The sequence below is a fragment of the Bradyrhizobium ottawaense genome, assembly GCF_002278135.3.
Taxonomy (GTDB): Bacteria; Pseudomonadota; Alphaproteobacteria; order Rhizobiales; family Xanthobacteraceae; genus Bradyrhizobium; species Bradyrhizobium ottawaense.
The window spans coordinates 89,497-106,137 of the sequence record NZ_CP029425.2; the positions used below are offsets into that span (position 1 = coordinate 89,497).

Sequence of the window (16,641 nt, forward strand, 5' to 3'; positions counted from 1 at the left end):
TGGCAAAATGGGTGGGCACGCTTCGCTTTGCCCACCCTACAAGACCTGTCAGGCCTCGCGAAGAGCGGGGACGACTTCCCCCCGCCCCATGACCATTCGACCTCGCCTCCCTATATTGCCTGATCCTTCGAATCAGGCGATCCATGCGCGTCTTCAGCGTTCCCCTCTCAGTTCCATTCCTGCGCACGATCGTCGCGAGCCTGCTCGACGGACGGCTGGTCGAGGGATTCGAGGCGCGCAAGGAACCGGCGCGGCTGGCGGATGCCACGCTGTATCTGCCGACAAGGCGCGCGATGCGCGTGGTCCGCGAGATCTTCCTCGACGAGATGAAAGCGGACGCCGTGGTGCTGCCGCGCATCGTCGCGCTCGGCGACATCGACGAGGATGAGCTCGCCTTCGCCGACGAGGGCGAGCAGTTCTCCGGCGCAACGCCGCTCGACATTCCGCCGCGGCTTGGCGAGCTCGAACGACGGCTGACGCTGGCGCAACTGGTCGCGGCCTGGGCCAAGGGCCCGGTGCTGTCGCCGCTGGTGGTCGGCGGGCCCGCCTCGACGCTGGCGCTCGCCGGCGACCTCGCGCGCCTGATCGACGACATGGTGACGCGCGGCGTCGACTGGAGCGCGCTCGACGGTCTCGTACCTGACAACCTCGACCGTTACTGGCAGCACTCGCTCGAATTTTTGCGGATCGCGCGGATCGCCTGGCCCGGTCATCTCGCCGAGATCAACCGGATCGAGCCCGCGGCGCGGCGCGATCTCCTGATCGCGGCGGAGGCCAGACGGCTGACCGCGCATCCGAACGGGCCGGTCATCGCGGCGGGTTCGACCGGCTCGATGCCGGCCACAGCAAAATTTCTGCACGCAGTCGCATCGCTGCCGCATGGCGCAGTGGTGCTGCCGGGCCTCGACACCGATCTCGACGACGGCGCCTGGCGGAGCATCGGCGGCGTGCGCGACTCGCTGGGCAAGTTCGCAGAGCATCCGGCGTCGAACCATCCGCAATATGCCATGCACGCGCTGCTGGATCGTTTTGGCATCAAGCGCAGCGACGTCGAGATTCTCCAGCCGCCAGCGGACGGCGGCCGCGATCTGCTCGCCTCCGAATCGATGCGGCCGTCGGCCAAGACGGAAGTCTGGCACGACCGGCTGAAGCAGCCGGATGTCGCAGCGAAGATCTTGGGCGGCATGAAAAGCCTCGCCGTCGTCGAAGCCCCCAATCCGGAGATGGAAGCGCTCGCCATTGCCATCGCCATGCGCGAAGCACGGCATCTCGACAAATCGGCAGCGCTGGTGACGCCGGACCGCGCGCTGGCGCGGCGGGTGATGGCTGCGCTGACCCGATGGGATCTCGCCTTCGACGATTCCGGCGGTGACGTGCTGATGGAAACATCCGCCGGCGTCTTTGCCCGGCTCACTGCGGAAGCGGCGACCAAGGGACTGGAGCCGCCAACGCTGCTGGCCATGCTGAAGCATCCGCTGTGCCGGCTCGGCCGGCTGCCTGGCGCGTGGAAGGCGGCGATCGAAGATCTCGAGCTTGCAGTCCTACGCGGCACGCGTCCGCCTGCCGGCACCGGCGGCCTGCTGCGCGAATTCAACCGCTTTCGCAACGAGCTGACAAAGCTGTGGCGCAGCGAGGTCTCCGCGCTTCACAAGGCCGAGCCCCGTGCGCATCTCAAGGCCGAAAACATCGACCGCATCCAGACGCTGATCGACACCTTGCAGAAGGCGCTGGCACCGATCGAGAGTCTGGCGTCGGCAAAGCCGTTCGACTTCGCCGAGCTTGCCCACCGGCATCGCGAGATCATCATCGAGCTGTCGCGCGACGAGCAGGGCATCCCGCTCGCCTTCGAGGAGCGCGAAGGCCTCGCGCTCGCCGGCGCCTTCGACGATCTCCTGCGCGGCGGCACGATCAGCGGACTGATGGTGACGCTGCCTGATTATGCCGACGTCTTCCAGACCGCTCTCAGCGATCGCGCCGTGAGGCGGCGAGACAAGCCGGGCGCGCGGCTGCAGATCTACGGCCCGCTGGAATCGCGCCTGATGCAAGCCGACCGCGTCATAGTCGGCGGACTGATCGAGGGGGTTTGGCCACCGGCGCCGCGCATCGACCCCTGGCTGAGCCGGCCGATGCGGCACGAGCTCGGTCTCGATCTGCCGGAGCGCCGCATCGGCCTCTCCGCCCACGATTTTGCCCAGCTGCTCGGTGGCGACGAGGTGATCCTCACCCATTCCGCCAAGGCCGGCGGCGCGCCGGCGGTGGCTTCGCGCTTCCTGCATCGGTTGGAGGCGGTTGCGGGCGACGATCATTGGAAGGCGGCCGTTCGCGCCGGCGAGAAATACCTGCAGTTCGCGGGCGCGCTCGACCAGCCGGACGAGGTCAGGCCAATCAAGCAGCCCGAGCCGCGGCCGCCGCGCGCGACGCGGCCGCTCAGGATGTCGGTGACCGCGATCGAAGACTGGCTGCGCGATCCCTACACGATCTACGCCAAACACATTTTGCGGCTCGATGCGCTCGATCCCGTCGACATGCCGCTGTCGGCCGCCGACCGCGGCTCGGCGATTCATGATGCGATCGGCGAGTTCACCGAGAGCTATGCCGCGCGTCTGCCCGACGATCCCGCGCGCGTGCTGCGCACGATCGGCGAGAAATATTTCGCGCCGCTGATGGAGCGACCCGAAGCGCGGGCGCTGTGGTGGCCGCGCTTCCAGCGCATCGCGCGCTGGTTCGGCGAATGGGAGACCGCCCGCCGCGACGCGATCGAGGCCATCGTCGCGGAGACGCGCGGCGAGATTTCAATCATGCTCGACAGCGCGCGCAGCTTCCGCCTTTCGGCACGCGCCGACCGCATCGAGCGGCGCCAGGGCGGCGGCTACGCCATCCTCGACTACAAGACCGGACAGCCGCCGACCGGCAAGCAGGTCCGCATGGGCCTGTCGCCGCAGCTCACACTGGAGGCCGCGATCCTGCGCGAGGGTGGCTTTCCCGATATCGACGCCGGCGCGTCGGTGAGCCAGCTCGTCTATGTGCGCTTGAGCGGCAACAATCCGCCGGGCGAGGAGCGCATCCTCGAGCTCAAGTACAAACCCGGCGACGAGCCGCAGCCGCCGGACACAGCGGCCGCCGAAGCGCGCGCCAAGCTGGAGGCGCTGATCCGTGCCTTCGACGACGAGAACCAGCCCTACACCTCGCTGAACCTGCCGATGTGGTCCAATCGCTACGGTACCTATGACGATCTCGCCCGGATCAAGGAATGGTCCGCGGCCGGCGGTTTGGGGATCGAGGAATGGTGAAGGCACCGCGCCCCATCCCCGACGAGGTCCGCGCGCGGCAGGCGCGTGCGTCCGACCCAACTGCGTCGGCCTTCGTGTCGGCCAATGCCGGCTCGGGCAAGACGCATGTGCTGGTGCAGCGCGTGATCCGCCTGCTGCTGTCGGGCGTGCCGCCGGAGAAGATCCTCTGCATCACTTTCACAAAGGCCGCCGCCGCCAACATGGCCGAACGCGTGTTCACCACGCTTGGTCACTGGGTGACGCTGGATGATACCGGGCTCGACGCAGCGATCCGCGCTGTCGGCATCCCGCATCCCAGCGCAAAAATTCGGCGCGAAGCGAGAAAACTGTTCGCCTGCGCGCTGGAGACGCCGGGCGGGCTGAAGGTGCAGACTATCCACGCGCTGTGCACGCGCCTTCTCCAGCAGTTTCCGTTCGAGGCCAACGTTCCCGCGCGCTTCGCCGTGATCGACGAGCGCGACCAGACCGACATGATGGAGCGCGCCAATCTGAAGGTGCTGCTGGAGGCCGCGCGCGATCCGGAGAGCGTCACCGGTCGCGCATTGCTGACCGCGATGGCGAGCGCGGCCGACGTCACCTTCAAGGAGGTCGTGCGCGAAGCGTGCCTGAGCCGCGATCACTTCATGGCCTGGACGGATGAGGCCGGCAACGCCGAAGCCGCTGCTGCGCAGATGGCGGCGGCGCTGGGCGTCGATGCGAGCGATCGCATCGAGGACGTCGAGACCGAGATTCTCGATGGACCCTATCTGCCGCGATCGCGCTGGGACGACATCGCCTTTGCGCTGGAAGACGGCAGCAAGTCCGACAACGACCAGGCCGGTCGGCTCCGCGAGGCCAAGGCGTTCTCCGGCAGCGCGCAGGTCGATGCCTATCTCTGCGTCTTCCTCACCGACGAAAAGCTGCCGCGCAAGGCGGTGCTGACCAAGAAGTTTGGCGAGCACAACCCGTCGGTCGCGCGCCTGTTCGAGAACGAGGCGCAGCGGGTCAGTGCATTGATCGAGAAGCGCCGGGCGGTCGCCATGCGTGACCGCACCGCGGCCCTGCTGCATATCGCCACCGCGGCCGCCGCCAACTACCGCCGCGAGAAGCAGGAGCGCGGGCTGCTCGACTACGACGACCTCATCGACAAGACGCTGGCGATGCTGAACCGTGTGTCTTCAGGCTGGGTGCACTACAAGCTCGACCGCGGCGTGGACCATGTGCTGATCGACGAAGCGCAGGACACCAGCCCGCGGCAATGGGACATCGTCGCGCACATCATCTCCGAATTCACCGCCGGCGAAGGCGCGCGCGAAGGATTGAACCGCACGGTCTTCGCGGTCGGCGATGAGAAGCAGTCGATCTTCTCGTTCCAGGGTGCGGCGCCGCACGAGTTCGACGCGCGCCGGCGCGAGCTGCACCGCAAGTTCACCTCGGCGGGGCTGAAGTTCGATCCGGTCGCCTTCACCTATTCGTTCCGCTCGGGCGCTGCGATCCTGCACTCGGTCGACCACGTCTTCCGCGACCAGGAGATCTACAAGAGCATCCATTCGGTCGAGATCGGCCATCCCCTGCACAACGCGCTCGCCGATGCCGGTCCGAGCGTGATCGAGCTGTGGGATCTGGCTGTCGCCGACGACCGCCAGGAGATCGAGGGCTGGCGCGCGCCGTTCGACGGCGTCGCTGTCACCAGCCCAGAAGTCAAGCTGGCGCGCCGCATCCAGGCCGAAATCAAGCGGCTGGTCGAGAGTGGCACGCTGACCGGGCACGAAGGCGAGCGCCGACCGCTGCGCTATGGCGACATGCTGATCCTGGTGCGCCGCCGCGGCAATGCCTTCGATGCCGTGATCCAGGCGCTGAAGCACGCTGGCGTTCCGGTGGCCGGCGCCGACAGGCTCAAGCTGACCGAGCACATCGCGATCATCGACCTGATGAACCTCGCTGATGCCCTGCTGCTGCCGCAGGACGATCTCGCGCTGGCGGTGGCGCTGAAGAGCCCGCTGTTCGGTCTCGATGACGACGATCTGTTCCAGCTTGCCCCCGACCGCAAGGGATCGCTGCGCTGCGCACTCGGCGAGCATGCGAAGGGAAGCGAGAAGTTTGCGGCCGTGCTGCGGCGTCTGGAAGCCTGTGAGACGCGCGCGCGCGAGGAAACGCCGTTTGCCTTCTACGCCTGGCTGTTAGGGGGCGACGGCGGCCGTGCGCGCATCCTGCGCCGGCTCGGGCATGAGGCCAACGACGCGCTCGACGAATTCCTGGAGCTCGCGCTGAGCTGTGAGCGCAAGGCGCCGGCATCGCTGCAGGGCTTCATGGCCTGGCTGCGCTCGGCCGACACCGAGGTGAAGCGCGACATGGAGATCTCGCGCGACGAGGTGCGGGTGATGACGGTGCATGGCGCCAAGGGCCTGGAGGCCTCGGTCGTATTCATGGTCGACACCACGTCGTCGCCCGCGGACTCGCAGCGGGTTCGGCTGATCCACGTGCCGCGCGGCAATGGCGGCGAGGTCGTGGTCTGGGCCGGCCGCAAGGCCGACGACCCCAAGCCCGTCGCCGACGCGCGCAAGGCGATGCTCGAGGAGACCGAGGACGAATATCGCCGCCTGCTCTATGTTGCGATGACGCGCGCGGCCGATCGGCTGATCGTCGGCGGCTGCATGCCCGGCAATATGAGGACAGTCCGCAAGCTGAGCTGGTATGACCTGGTCGACACCGGGCTCAAAGGCTCGGGCCTAGACAAGCAGACGATCGAGACGCCGCTCGGCAAGGTGACGCGATTCGCCCGGCCGGAGGACGTCGCCGCGCTGGGTATCCCGGCGGCGACCGTGGACCAGACGGTCGCGCTGCCGGCCTGGCTGCGAACGCCGGCGCCGCGCGAGATCGTTGACGACGACATGGTGCGTCCGTCCGGCCAGTCGGCTGAGGAAGGCCGCAGCGTGCGGACCGGCGAATCGGTGCGGTCCCGCGCGCTCGCACTGCAGCGCGGCACGCTGGTTCACCGTCTCCTGCAATCCCTGCCTGATATCGCCGCGGAGCGCCGGCGCGAGGCCGCGCTCGGCTTCATGGCGCGCAATGCCGCGGACTGGACGGAGGCCGACCGCGCCGCTTTGGCCGACAAGGTACTCGCCCTGCTCACTGAACCGCGCTTCGCGCCGGTCTTTGCCGCCGGCAGCCGGGCGGAAGTCGCCATCGCCGGCAGGCTGGAGCGGCCGGGCCGCGCCCCGGCATTGGTGTCGGGACAGATCGACCGGCTGATCGTTCGTCCGGATGAGGTTTTGATCGTCGATTTCAAGACCAACCAGGCGGCGCCCAAGAACGCGGCCGCAGCGCCCGCCGCCTATGTCCGGCAGCTTGCGCTGTACCGGGCGGTGCTGGCGCGGCTTTATCCCCAAAAGCCCATCCGCGCCGTCCTGCTCTGGACCGAGGCCCTTGAATATATGGAGATTTCAGCCCCCGCGCTGGACGCGGCGCTGGCATCCCTTCATCTCGGTGTGAGCGTCCTTGACCCGGCAAGGGGCCGTTCATAGGTTGACGGCATGATCCCAGGCGCGATTCCCATCCGCGCCGATTCTTTCAACCGAACGAGGTACTCCCATGGCCGTTGGCAAGGTTTCTGACACCGATTTCGAAGCCGAAGTGCTCAAGGCGAACGGTCCTGTGGTCGTCGATTTCTGGGCTGAGTGGTGCGGCCCCTGCCGCATGATCGCGCCCGCCCTCGACGAGATCGCTGGCGCGATGGGCGACAAGGTCAAGATCGTGAAGCTCAACGTCGACGAGAGCCCCAAGACCGCGTCCAAGTATGGCGTGATGTCGATCCCGACGCTGATGATCTTCAAGGGCGGCGAGATGGCCTCCCGCCAGGTCGGCGCGGCGCCGAAGGCGAAGCTGCAGCAGTGGATCACCTCCGCGGTCTGATCCGCCTGGCGCAAGTTTATTTTCGACAACGGCCGGCGAAATGCCGGCCGTTTGCGTTGACGGGACATGTCCAGCGTATGACGAGTCCCGACCCTTGCCTGCCCCTCCTGCAAAGCGCGCGCGAAAATCGACCTCTCTCGTTGCCATGGAGGCGCGGTCGGTCGACGAAATTCCACGCGGCAAGGAATGGCAATACGAGCCGAAATGGGATGGCTTTCGCTGCCTGCTGTCGCGCGACGGCAGTCATGTCGAACTGCGCTCGAAATCGGGCGAGGACCTCGCGCGCTATTTCCCGGAAGTCGTCGCCGCGGCGCTGAAGCTGAAAGCCGACCGTTTCACGCTCGACGGCGAGATCGTCGTACCGCACGGCAAGAGCTTCTCGTTCGACGCACTGCTGCAACGGATTCATCCCGCCGCAAGCCGTGTGAAAAAGCTCTCGCAGGACACGCCGGCGCTCTATCTCACCTTCGATCTGCTCGCGACGGTAAAACAGAAGCAGCTTGCCGGAAGGCCGCTGAGCGAACGGCGGCCGGCGCTGGAGGCTTTTGCGAAGGCCCATCTGAAGGGCGGCCTCTTCCGCCTGTCGCCGGCGACGACGAGCTTCGCCACGGCGAAAAAGTGGCTGGCGCAATCCGGTGGCGGCTCGGACGGCGTCATCGCCAAGCGCGTCGACCTGCCTTATCAGGCCGGAAATCGCGACGGCATGCAGAAGATCAAGAAATTTCGCAGCGCCGATTGCGTGGTCGGCGGCTTCCGCTACGCCACCAACAAGATCGCCGGGCGAAAGGTGGTCGGCTCGTTGCTGCTCGGGCTCTACGACGATGGTGGCTTGCTGCATCATGTCGGCTTCACATCCGCGATCAAGGCAGAGCAGAAGCCCGCGCTGACCGACCGGGTGGAGGCGCTGACCGCAGAACCCGGCTTCACCGGCAACGCGCCGGGCGGACAGAGCCGCTGGTCCACCGAGCGCTCGGCAAAATGGTGTCCGCTGAGACCGAAGCTGGTGATCGAAGTCTGCTACGACCATTTCAGCGGCGAACGCTTCCGCCACGGCACCTCGATCCTGCGCTGGCGCCCCGACAAGGCGCCGCGGCAATGCAGCTTCGAGCAACTGAAGCAGAAGGTGGCCGATCCGATGAAGCTGCTGAGGTGAGTCGGTCTAGTGCAGAGCCGGGGCCCAGAAGCCGCGAGTCTGGGTCCCGGCTCTGCGGAGCAGCGCTTTGCGCTGCACCGCGTCCGGGACACGGGAGGATTTACCTGAGCCATCCGGTCGCGATCGCCTGCGCCAGTTCGGGCTGCCCATTGCGCCGCGCCAGCGCCGCCATCGCCTCGTGATCATACGCGACGTGGCGGAATGTCACCTGCCAGGCACCATCAGCCAGCTCGAGGATCGCGTAGCGCGCATGCGGCGTGCCAGCTTCGACTACATGCGGATAGGGATGCTTGTCGCGATACCCAGGACTGCCGACGCTGCCGGGATTGACGATCAGCCGGCCGTCACGCAAGCGCACGGCGCGGGCGAGATGAGTGTGGGCGCAGAGGATCAGGGATTGCGTGAGCCCAAGCGCGAATTGCTCGATGCGGTCGAGCGGCGACAGCGCCACCGCGCCCTCCGGGTGCACCATGTCGAGCCAATAAACTTCGTCGTTATCGGGCGTCGCGTGGCAGAGGAACACCTGCTCACGAAATACCCGCGTCATCGGCTGCGCCCGCAGCCAGTCCAGTTGCGCCGTATCAAGCGCTGCGTGCGCGGGACGATCCCACGAGCCCATTTTCTCCGGCGGACGATCCAGCAGATAGCGGTCGTGATTGCCGAGCACGTGCACGGCGTCGAGCTGCATCAGGATCTCGATGGTGCGGCGCGCATCAAGCGGGCCGCTCAGCATGTCGCCGAGATTGACGATGTCGGTGATGTCATGCGCGCGTATGTCGGCGAGCACCGCCTCCAGCGCGAGATAGTTTCCGTGAACGTCGGCAATCGCGGCGAAACGCATTGGCATTTCTCACTCTCGTGCCCCGGACGCAGCGCAGCGCTGCTTCAGCGATGCGCTGCAGAGCCGGGGCCCATGCGGCCCTGGGTCCCGGCTCTGCGCAGCAGCGTTGCACGCTGCACCGCGTCCGGGACAAGAGAAATCATGCAGGAGGCGTGCCGTTGATCGCCAGCACGTGGCCGGCCAGATACAACGAGCCAGTGATCAGGATGCGCGGAGGCACCTCGTAGGCGAGCTTCGAGAGGGCGCGCAGCGCGGCTTCGACGCCGGAGACGGTCTCGACGCGCATGCCGAGGCTGCGGGCGGCGTCGGCGAGGCGATCGACCGGCATCGCGTTCTCGGTGTCGGGGATCGGCACCGCGATGATGTGACGGGTGAGACCGGCGAAATTGGCAAGGAAGCCCTGCGCATCCTTGTTGGCCATCATGCCGGCGATGACGACCAGCGGTCGCGACACCCGCTCTTCGAGATCTCCGAGCGCCGCCGCCGCGACACGGCCGCCTTCGGCATTGTGCCCGCCATCGAGCCAGATCTCCGAGCCCTGCGGACCGAGAGCGAGCAGCTCGCCCGAGGTGATGCGCTGCATCCGCGCCGGCCATTCGGCACCGACGATGCCGGCCTCGAACGCCGCCTGATTGATCCTGAAGTTCGGAATCGCGCGCAGCGTCGCGATCGCAAGGCCGGCATTGTCGAACTGGTGGCGGCCGAACAGCCGCGGCGCCGTGAGATCCATCAGGCCGCGATCGTCGGAGTAGACGAGGCGACCGTGCTCGACATTGACGTGCCAGCTCTCGTTCGCCGCAAAAAGCGGCGCGCGCATGCGCTTGGCCTGCGCCTCGATCACCGCCATGGCTTCGCCCGCCTGCTCCGCGGAGATCACGGGCACGCCGCGCTTGATGATCGCCGCTTTCTCGCCGGCGATCGACGTCAGGGTGTCCCCGAGGAAATCCATGTGGTCCATGCTGACGGGCGTGATCACGCAGGCCGCCGGCGCATCGATCACGTTGGTCGAATCGAGCCGGCCGCCGAGGCCGACTTCGAGCAGCACCACGTCGGCCGGGTTCTGCGCAAACAGATGGAAGGCGGCCGCCGTCTTCAGCTCGAACAATGTCGCGGCTTCGCCGGCATTGACGCGCTCGACCTCTTCCAGTGCCGCACGCAATTCGTCATCGCCGACCAGCTGACCACCACTGAGGCGGCCGAGCCGGAAGCACTCGTTGATCCTGACAAGATAGGGCGAGGTGTAGGCGTGCACCCGCAGGCCTGCTGCCTCCAGCGTCGCGCGCAGATAAGCGAGCGTCGAGCCCTTGCCATTGGTGCCGGCGATGTGGATCACCGGCGGCAGCTTGAGCTCGGGGTGGCCGAGCCGTTCGAGCAGGCGGTGCATCCGCTCCAGCCCGAGATCGATGCGCTTCTGATGCAGGACCGACAGCCGCCCGATCAATTCACCGAGCGGCGTCTTCGCGCTGTCAGAGGACGCGTTCACGCGTGCGGCGCAGCCGGCGCCGTCTCGGCGGCCGATACGATCTGTGCCGGGCTGAGCACCGGCTGCATCGGCTTCGACGCGGTCTCCGGCGCCGGCGCCTTGGTCAGCAGACGGCAGAGCCGCGCCAGAGTCGGACGCAGCTCGTGGCGATGCACGACCATGTCGACCATGCCGTGCTCCTTCAGATACTCGGCGCGCTGGAAACCTTCAGGCAGCTTCTCGCGGATGGTCTGCTCGATCACGCGGGCGCCGGCAAAGCCGATCAGCGCGCCGGGTTCGGCGATCTGAACGTCGCCGAGCATCGCATAGGAGGCGGTAACGCCGCCGGTGGTCGGGTTGGTCAGCACGACGATATAGGGCTGCTTGGCCTCGCGCAGCATCTGCACAGCGACCGTCGTGCGCGGCATCTGCATCAGCGACAAGATGCCTTCCTGCATGCGCGCGCCGCCTGATGCGGCGAACACGATGAACGGCGACTTCTTTTCAACGGCGAGTTCGAGCCCGCGGACGATGGCTTCGCCTGCGGCCATGCCGAGCGAGCCACCCATGAAGTCGAAATCCTGCACGGCGACGACGACGGCGGAGCCTTCGAGTTTGCCGTAACCGACCTTGATCGCATCGTTCAGATTGGTTCGGGCGCGCGCGTCCTTGATGCGGTCGACGTATTTCTTCTCGTCGCGGAACTTGAGCGGATCTGGCGTGACGTCAGGCAGCGCGACGTCGAACCAGGTCTCGTTGTCGAAGATCGACTTCAAGCGCGCCACCGCCCCCATGCGCATGTGATAGTTCGAGCCGGGGATGACGAACTGGTTGGCCTCGACGTCCTTGTAGAACACGAGCTGCCCGGAGTCCGGGCACTTGATCCACAGATTCTCCGGCGTCTCCCGCCGCAGCATGTTGCGGATCTTCGGCCGGACCACGTTGGTAAGCCAGTTCATGGTTTGCTCCGATGTGCGGCCCGCCTTGCGGATCGCCTGAAGGGATATATGGCGACCGGGCCGTTGCCCGGCAAGCCGCCGTGTCGCCGTGTCGCCCGCCCCAAAAGCGGAATTATGGCCTATTCCGCCGCCTGTTGCGCGCCCTTGACGCCCTGGGCCAGGGCCGCCGTCAGCTCAGCCACGGCGTTAACGGTTTTGCCGGTCGCCCGTCCCTCGGCGTCGAGGCTGTTCTTGAGCGCGTCGACCAGCGCGGTGCCGACGACCGCACCATTGGCATGGGAGGCAATGGCACGCGCCGTCTCCGGCGTGCGGATACCGAAGCCGACGCACACCGGCAGCTTGGTGTGCCGCTTGATGCGGGCCACCGCTTCGCTCACGGCCGAGGAGTCCGCCGCCGCCGCACCGGTGATGCCGGTGATCGAGACGTAGTAGACGAAGCCCGAGGTGTTGGCGAGCACGGCCGGCAGCCGCTTGTCGTCGGTCGTCGGTGTCGCCAGACGAATGAAATTGAGGCCGGCCTTCATCGCGGGCAGGCAGAGCTCGTCGTCCTCCTCCGGCGGCAGGTCGACGATGATCAGACCATCGACGCCCGCGCTCTTGGCATCGACCAGGAACTTGTCGACGCCGTAAATGTAGATCGGATTGTAATAGCCCATTAACACGATCGGCGTCGCATTGTCGTCCTTGCGGAAGCCGCGCACCAGCTCCAGCGTCTTCTTCAGCGTCATGCCGGCCTTGAGCGCACGCAGCCCGGCGGCCTGGATCGAGGGACCGTCGGCCATCGGATCGGTGAAGGGCATGCCGATCTCGATGACGTCGGCGCCTGATTTCGGCAGCGCCTTGATGATCTCGAGCGAGGTCGCCGGATCGGGATCGCCGGCCATCAAGAAGGTGACGAAGGCCGAGCGGCCCTGCTTCGCAAGCTCGGCAAAACGGGTGTCGATACGCGTGGTCACTTCTTGCCCCTCAGGATGTCGCCGACCTGCGGGACGTCCTTGTCGCCGCGGCCGGAGAGGTTGACGACCATCAGGTGATCCCGAGGCCGCTTCGGCGCGAGCTCCATCACCTTGGCGATGGCGTGCGCGGGCTCAAGCGCGGGGATGATACCTTCGAGGCGCGACAGCAGCTGGAACGCGGCGAGCGCTTCGTCATCGGTCGCGGAGAGATAGTTCACGCGGCCGATCTCGTGCAGCCAGGAATGCTCGGGGCCGATGCCGGGATAATCGAGGCCGGCCGAGATCGAATGCGCGTCCTGGATCTGGCCGTCCGCGTCCATCAAGAGATAGGTGCGGTTGCCGTGCAGCACGCCGGGACGGCCGCCCGCGATCGACGCCGCATGCAGCTGCGTCAGCCCATGGCCCGCAGCTTCGACGCCGAAGATTTCGACGGAGGGATCGTCGAGGAACGGATGAAACAGGCCCATCGCGTTCGAGCCGCCACCGATGCAGGCGACCAGCGAATCCGGCAGGCGGCCTTCGACCTCCTGCATCTGCGTCTTGGTCTCGTTGCCGATGATCGACTGGAAGTCGCGCACCAGCGTCGGATAGGGATGCGGGCCGGCCACCGTGCCGATGCAGTAGAAGGTGTTGTGCACGTTGGTGACCCAGTCGCGCAGGGCCTCATTCATGGCGTCCTTCAGCGTGCGCGTGCCCGACTGCACCGGGACCACCGTCGCACCCAGCATCTCCATGCGGATCACGTTGGGCTGCTGCCGCTCGACGTCGACGGCGCCCATATAGACCACGCATTCGAGCCCGAAGCGCGCGCACAGCGTCGCGGTGGCGACACCGTGCTGGCCGGCGCCGGTCTCGGCGATGATGCGCTTCTTGCCCATGCGCCGCGCCAGCATGATCTGGCCGAGCACGTTGTTCACCTTGTGCGAGCCGGTGTGGTTGAGCTCTTCGCGCTTCAAATAGATCTTGGCGCCGCCGAGATGCTCGGTGAGGCGCTCGGCGAAATAGAGTGGCGAGGGCCGGCCGACATAATGCGTGAGATAGCCGTTCATCTCGGCCTGGAAGGCCGGATCGGCTTTGGCCTCGGTGTAGGCCTTCTCGAGATCGAGGATCAGCGGCATCAGGGTTTCGGCGACGAAGCGGCCGCCGAAGATGCCGAAATGGCCGCGATCGTCGGGACCGCTGCGATAGGAATTGGGTTTGGCGACGTTCATCGAACACTCAACTCTTGGCTGGATTCTTGGCTGGCGCGCGCAGCGCGAATGAAGGCCTTGATCATCTCAGGATCTTTCACGCCGGGGGCGCTCTCGACACCGGAGGAGACGTCGACACCGCCGGCGCGGGTGACGCGGAGTGCCTCGGCGAGATTGTCGGCATGAAGCCCGCCCGAGACCATGTAGGGCAGCTTCAGATCGAGGTTTTCGAGCAGGTGCCAGTCGAAGGGCTCCCCGAGGCCGCCCGGCCGGGTCGCATCCTTCGGCGCGCGGGCATCGAACAGGATGCGGTCGGCGATCGCGGCATAGCCGGGCAACACGGCGAGATCGGCCGCGGTCGCGATCGGGACCGCCTTCATCACCGGGCGGCCGAACCGCTGCTTGATGTCGCGCAGCCGCGCCACGCTCTCCTTGCCGTGCAGCTGGAAAATGTCCGGCGACAGCGCGTCCATGATGTTGTCGAGCGTCGCATCGTCGGCGTCGACGGTGAGGGCGACCTTGAGCGCGCGCCCCTTCACCTGGCGGCCGAGGTCGCGGCCGAGCTCCAGGGACAGATGCCGCGGCGAAGGGGGGAAGAACACGAACCCCACCATATCCGCACCCGCCTCGAGCGCCGTTTGAAGCGTCTCGCGCGTGGACAGGCCGCAGATTTTGACGAGCAGGGACATGGTCTCAAAGCAAATGGAGGCCGCAACGTGCGGCCGGAAAACAGCGTTTTCGGTCGGGGCCGCTTCTACAACGTCGCGCGCTGCTTGTCTCGCCCGATGGGCCCGTAAAGCCCGACCCCGGAGGGTACGGGAAGGCGCTGCGAGCCGGGCTTTGCCGCGGCCGCCTGGGCCCGCAAATCGGCCAGTTCGGCCCTGGCGACCCGTGAATCCGTCTCGTGCCGGCGCGCCGCGCGGCGCCAGCGCCGCTGACCGAGCCAGACGGCGGAGCCGCCGGCGAAGACGCCGAGGGCGGCGACCAGGATCAGGAGCAGGAACAGCGGCAGCGTGACCGACAATGACGGGTCGTTCGCAATGAACGGATCGAACGAGACCGTGACGAAGTGCCGGTTGGCAACGGCGAATGCCACCAGGATCAGGCCCAGCGGGATCACGATCAGCGCGGTCAGGAACTTTCGCATCGCGATCGCTCGTCTTGAATCAAGCTTGCGGCCGCATCATGCGGCCGTTCGGTTAAACCCCGACGACGACAGCCTCAGTCGGGCGCGCCGGGATCCGGATGGTCGCGGTTCAGCCGCTCGCGCATTTCCTTGCCGGTCTTGAAGAACGGAACGCTCTTCTGATCGACGGGCACATGGGCGCCGGTGCGTGGATTGCGCCCGGCGCGTGCAGGGCGATGCTTGACCGAGAAGGCACCGAAGCCGCGCAACTCGACGCGGTCACCGCGCGCGAGGGCCGCTACGATCTCTTCGAGAATCGCATTCACAATGTTCTCGACATCCCGCTGGTACAGATGCGGGTTGTGCTCGGCGATACGCTGAACAAGTTCGGATTTGATCATCGAGAGATAGGACCCGGAAGCGTGCGGATGACCATTTCCGTGAAAATACCTTGATCTGTCAAGACGCTAAATCAAGGCTGAGCGTCGCGAAATTACGTGACAAATGCCGAAAAAGCGGGCTGACCCGACGCCCGCCAAACGGGAAAACCCTCAGCCGCTCGCCCAACCCCCTCAATTTGAGGCGGCCGGTTGCCACAGGGCCAGCATTCCATCCATTCCGAACCGATCGACCGCCTGCGCGACGCCGGTTTGCCCGATTTGATGCGCAATCGAGCCCAAACCGAGCGCTTCCAGCGTAACGGCGGCGGCCGTCTTGAGGAATGGCAGATCGCCGAAGCGCGGCTGGAGCTTGTAGTCGCGCACGGAGAGCCCCTTCTTGACGCCCTTCTGCTCGACCAGCCAGGTCACCGCCGTCTTCTCGTCGCCGATCTGATCGATCAGCTTGAGATCGATCGCCTGGCGCCCGGTGAAGACGCGGCCATCAGCCACTTTCTCGAGCTGCGTGTCATCCATGCCACGCCGCTCCTTCACCAATCCCCTGAACCAGGCATAGGAATCCTTCACCAGCGCATCGAGCGCGGCCCGTGCTTCCGGGCTGGTCGGCTCAAAACCGTTGGGCGCGGCCTTCAGCGGTGACGACTTCACCTCCTCGACCTTGACGCCGATGGTCTTCAGGAGCTCGCTGACGTTGGGATATTGGAACAGCACGCCGATCGACCCGACCAGCGAACTCTGCTGGGCGATGATGTGATCGCTGGCAATCGCCGTGATGTAGCCCCCGGAGGCAGCCAGGCCCTCGACCACCACGACGAGCGGCTTCTTCGCCTTCAGCCGGACGAGTGAATCGTAGAGCTGCTCGGAGCCGGCGGTGGTGCCTCCCGGCGAGTTGATGTGAATGATGACGGCGGCGGCCTGCGAATTCTCCAGCCGCTCCAGCGCCTGCGTACGATCGGAATCGCTGCGGATCAGGCCCTCGATCTGGACCCGCGCGATCGAGCCGGCGGATGCGAACGTGCCCCGCGTACCCGGTGTCACGACCAGCGCAAAGCCCGCAATCGCCGCAATCGCGATCAGCGCAGCCATCACGCGCCAGAACGTCAGCTTGCGGCGGATCCTGCGGCGATCGACGATGATGTCCGAATCGAGCGACATCTAGATATCTCCAAATGAAAGGCCGGACGCGTTGTGCCCTCACAGCGTGACCAACGGCTTATCTGGATACATCAATTGCGGCGCAATTAGAAGAAAACAAGGCTGTGACAGCGTAGGCCGAGATGCTGCCATACACTCACATGTCGTCCCGGCGAAGGCCGGGACCCATACCCGCAGGGCGGAGTGTGACGCGAGACGCCCACTCCGAGTCTTCGTCAAA

Annotated in this window: 13 protein-coding genes; 4 read left to right on the forward strand and 9 right to left on the reverse strand. The window is 66.3% G+C overall.

Going from position 1 to position 16,641, the window contains the following annotated elements:
- Positions 1–143 precede the first annotated feature (143 nt).
- The 4 genes from addB (at position 144) to CIT37_RS00410 (ending at position 8,334) form a co-directional block, all read left to right on the forward strand.
- Positions 144–3,290, forward strand: coding sequence for a double-strand break repair protein AddB (gene addB, locus CIT37_RS00395; protein ID WP_095424888.1), 3,147 nt, complete (start codon positions 144–146; stop codon positions 3,288–3,290).
- Positions 3,284–6,793, forward strand: a complete 3,510-nt coding sequence (addA, locus tag CIT37_RS00400; protein WP_161966301.1) for a double-strand break repair helicase AddA — start codon at positions 3,284–3,286, stop codon at positions 6,791–6,793. Before addB ends, addA begins: the two co-directional genes overlap by 7 nt.
- A 67-nt stretch (positions 6,794–6,860) precedes the next feature.
- Positions 6,861–7,181, forward strand: coding sequence for a thioredoxin (trxA, locus tag CIT37_RS00405; protein ID WP_007598398.1), 321 nt, complete (start codon positions 6,861–6,863; stop codon positions 7,179–7,181).
- 145 nt (positions 7,182–7,326) lie between these two features.
- A complete protein-coding gene (locus CIT37_RS00410) occupies positions 7,327–8,334 on the forward strand; it encodes an ATP-dependent DNA ligase (RefSeq protein ID WP_095424886.1) in 1,008 nt (335 codons plus the stop codon).
- A gap of 100 nt (positions 8,335–8,434) precedes the next feature.
- On the opposite strand, the gene CIT37_RS00415 is transcribed toward CIT37_RS00410, so the two are convergent.
- The 9 genes from CIT37_RS00415 to sppA form a co-directional block, all read right to left on the reverse strand.
- The gene (locus tag CIT37_RS00415; protein ID WP_161966518.1) at positions 8,435–9,175 is read right to left on the reverse strand and encodes a metallophosphoesterase family protein; all 741 of its coding nucleotides are present in this window, start codon (positions 9,173–9,175) and stop codon (positions 8,435–8,437) included.
- A gap of 139 nt (positions 9,176–9,314) precedes the next feature.
- Positions 9,315–10,658: a bifunctional folylpolyglutamate synthase/dihydrofolate synthase gene (locus CIT37_RS00420; protein ID WP_095424884.1), complete on the reverse strand. Its 1,344-nt coding sequence runs from the start codon at positions 10,656–10,658 to the stop codon at positions 9,315–9,317.
- Entirely contained in the window at positions 10,655–11,596 is a 942-nt protein-coding gene (gene accD / locus CIT37_RS00425) for an acetyl-CoA carboxylase, carboxyltransferase subunit beta (RefSeq protein ID WP_038950995.1), read from the reverse strand. The genes CIT37_RS00420 and accD overlap by 4 nt, the downstream gene beginning before the upstream one ends.
- A 119-nt stretch (positions 11,597–11,715) precedes the next feature.
- Positions 11,716–12,552 carry a tryptophan synthase subunit alpha gene (gene trpA / locus CIT37_RS00430; protein WP_028139478.1) on the reverse strand — a complete coding sequence of 279 codons (837 nt, stop codon included), beginning with the start codon at positions 12,550–12,552 and terminating at the stop codon, positions 11,716–11,718.
- On the reverse strand, positions 12,549–13,763 hold the full coding sequence (gene trpB / locus CIT37_RS00435; RefSeq protein ID WP_038950994.1) for a tryptophan synthase subunit beta: 1,215 nt from the start codon (positions 13,761–13,763) through the stop codon (positions 12,549–12,551). Before trpB ends, trpA begins: the two co-directional genes overlap by 4 nt.
- Complete coding sequence (locus CIT37_RS00440; protein ID WP_095424883.1) at positions 13,760–14,431, reverse strand: phosphoribosylanthranilate isomerase; 672 nt, start codon at positions 14,429–14,431, stop codon at positions 13,760–13,762. Before CIT37_RS00440 ends, trpB begins: the two co-directional genes overlap by 4 nt.
- Positions 14,432–14,496: 65 nt before the next feature.
- Positions 14,497–14,889, reverse strand: a complete 393-nt coding sequence (locus CIT37_RS00445; protein ID WP_038950992.1) for a lipopolysaccharide assembly protein LapA domain-containing protein — start codon at positions 14,887–14,889, stop codon at positions 14,497–14,499.
- 74 nt (positions 14,890–14,963) lie between these two features.
- Positions 14,964–15,269 (reverse strand): integration host factor subunit beta, encoded by a 306-nt coding sequence (locus tag CIT37_RS00450; RefSeq protein WP_007598410.1) that lies wholly within the window; start codon positions 15,267–15,269, stop codon positions 14,964–14,966.
- A gap of 171 nt (positions 15,270–15,440) precedes the next feature.
- Positions 15,441–16,421 carry a signal peptide peptidase SppA gene (gene sppA / locus CIT37_RS00455; RefSeq protein ID WP_028139474.1) on the reverse strand — a complete coding sequence of 327 codons (981 nt, stop codon included), beginning with the start codon at positions 16,419–16,421 and terminating at the stop codon, positions 15,441–15,443.
- Positions 16,422–16,641 lie beyond the last annotated feature (220 nt).

What these genes read in the sequence shown, in the direction of transcription:
- addB (WP_095424888.1), top strand. Translation starts at nt 144, where the DNA reads ATGCGCGTCTTCAGCGTTCCCCTCTCAGTTCCATTCCTGCGCACGATC.
- addA (WP_161966301.1), top strand. Translation starts at nt 3,284, where the DNA reads ATGGTGAAGGCACCGCGCCCCATCCCCGACGAGGTCCGCGCGCGGCAG.
- trxA (WP_007598398.1), top strand. Translation starts at nt 6,861, where the DNA reads ATGGCCGTTGGCAAGGTTTCTGACACCGATTTCGAAGCCGAAGTGCTC.
- CIT37_RS00410 (WP_095424886.1), top strand. Translation starts at nt 7,327, where the DNA reads ATGGAGGCGCGGTCGGTCGACGAAATTCCACGCGGCAAGGAATGGCAA.
- CIT37_RS00415 (WP_161966518.1), bottom strand. Translation starts at nt 9,175, where the DNA reads ATGCGTTTCGCCGCGATTGCCGACGTTCACGGAAACTATCTCGCGCTG.
- accD (WP_038950995.1), bottom strand. Translation starts at nt 11,596, where the DNA reads ATGAACTGGCTTACCAACGTGGTCCGGCCGAAGATCCGCAACATGCTG.
- trpB (WP_038950994.1), bottom strand. Translation starts at nt 13,763, where the DNA reads ATGAACGTCGCCAAACCCAATTCCTATCGCAGCGGTCCCGACGATCGC.
- CIT37_RS00440 (WP_095424883.1), bottom strand. Translation starts at nt 14,431, where the DNA reads ATGTCCCTGCTCGTCAAAATCTGCGGCCTGTCCACGCGCGAGACGCTT.
- CIT37_RS00445 (WP_038950992.1), bottom strand. Translation starts at nt 14,889, where the DNA reads ATGCGAAAGTTCCTGACCGCGCTGATCGTGATCCCGCTGGGCCTGATC.
- CIT37_RS00450 (WP_007598410.1), bottom strand. Translation starts at nt 15,269, where the DNA reads ATGATCAAATCCGAACTTGTTCAGCGTATCGCCGAGCACAACCCGCAT.
- sppA (WP_028139474.1), bottom strand. Translation starts at nt 16,421, where the DNA reads ATGTCGCTCGATTCGGACATCATCGTCGATCGCCGCAGGATCCGCCGC.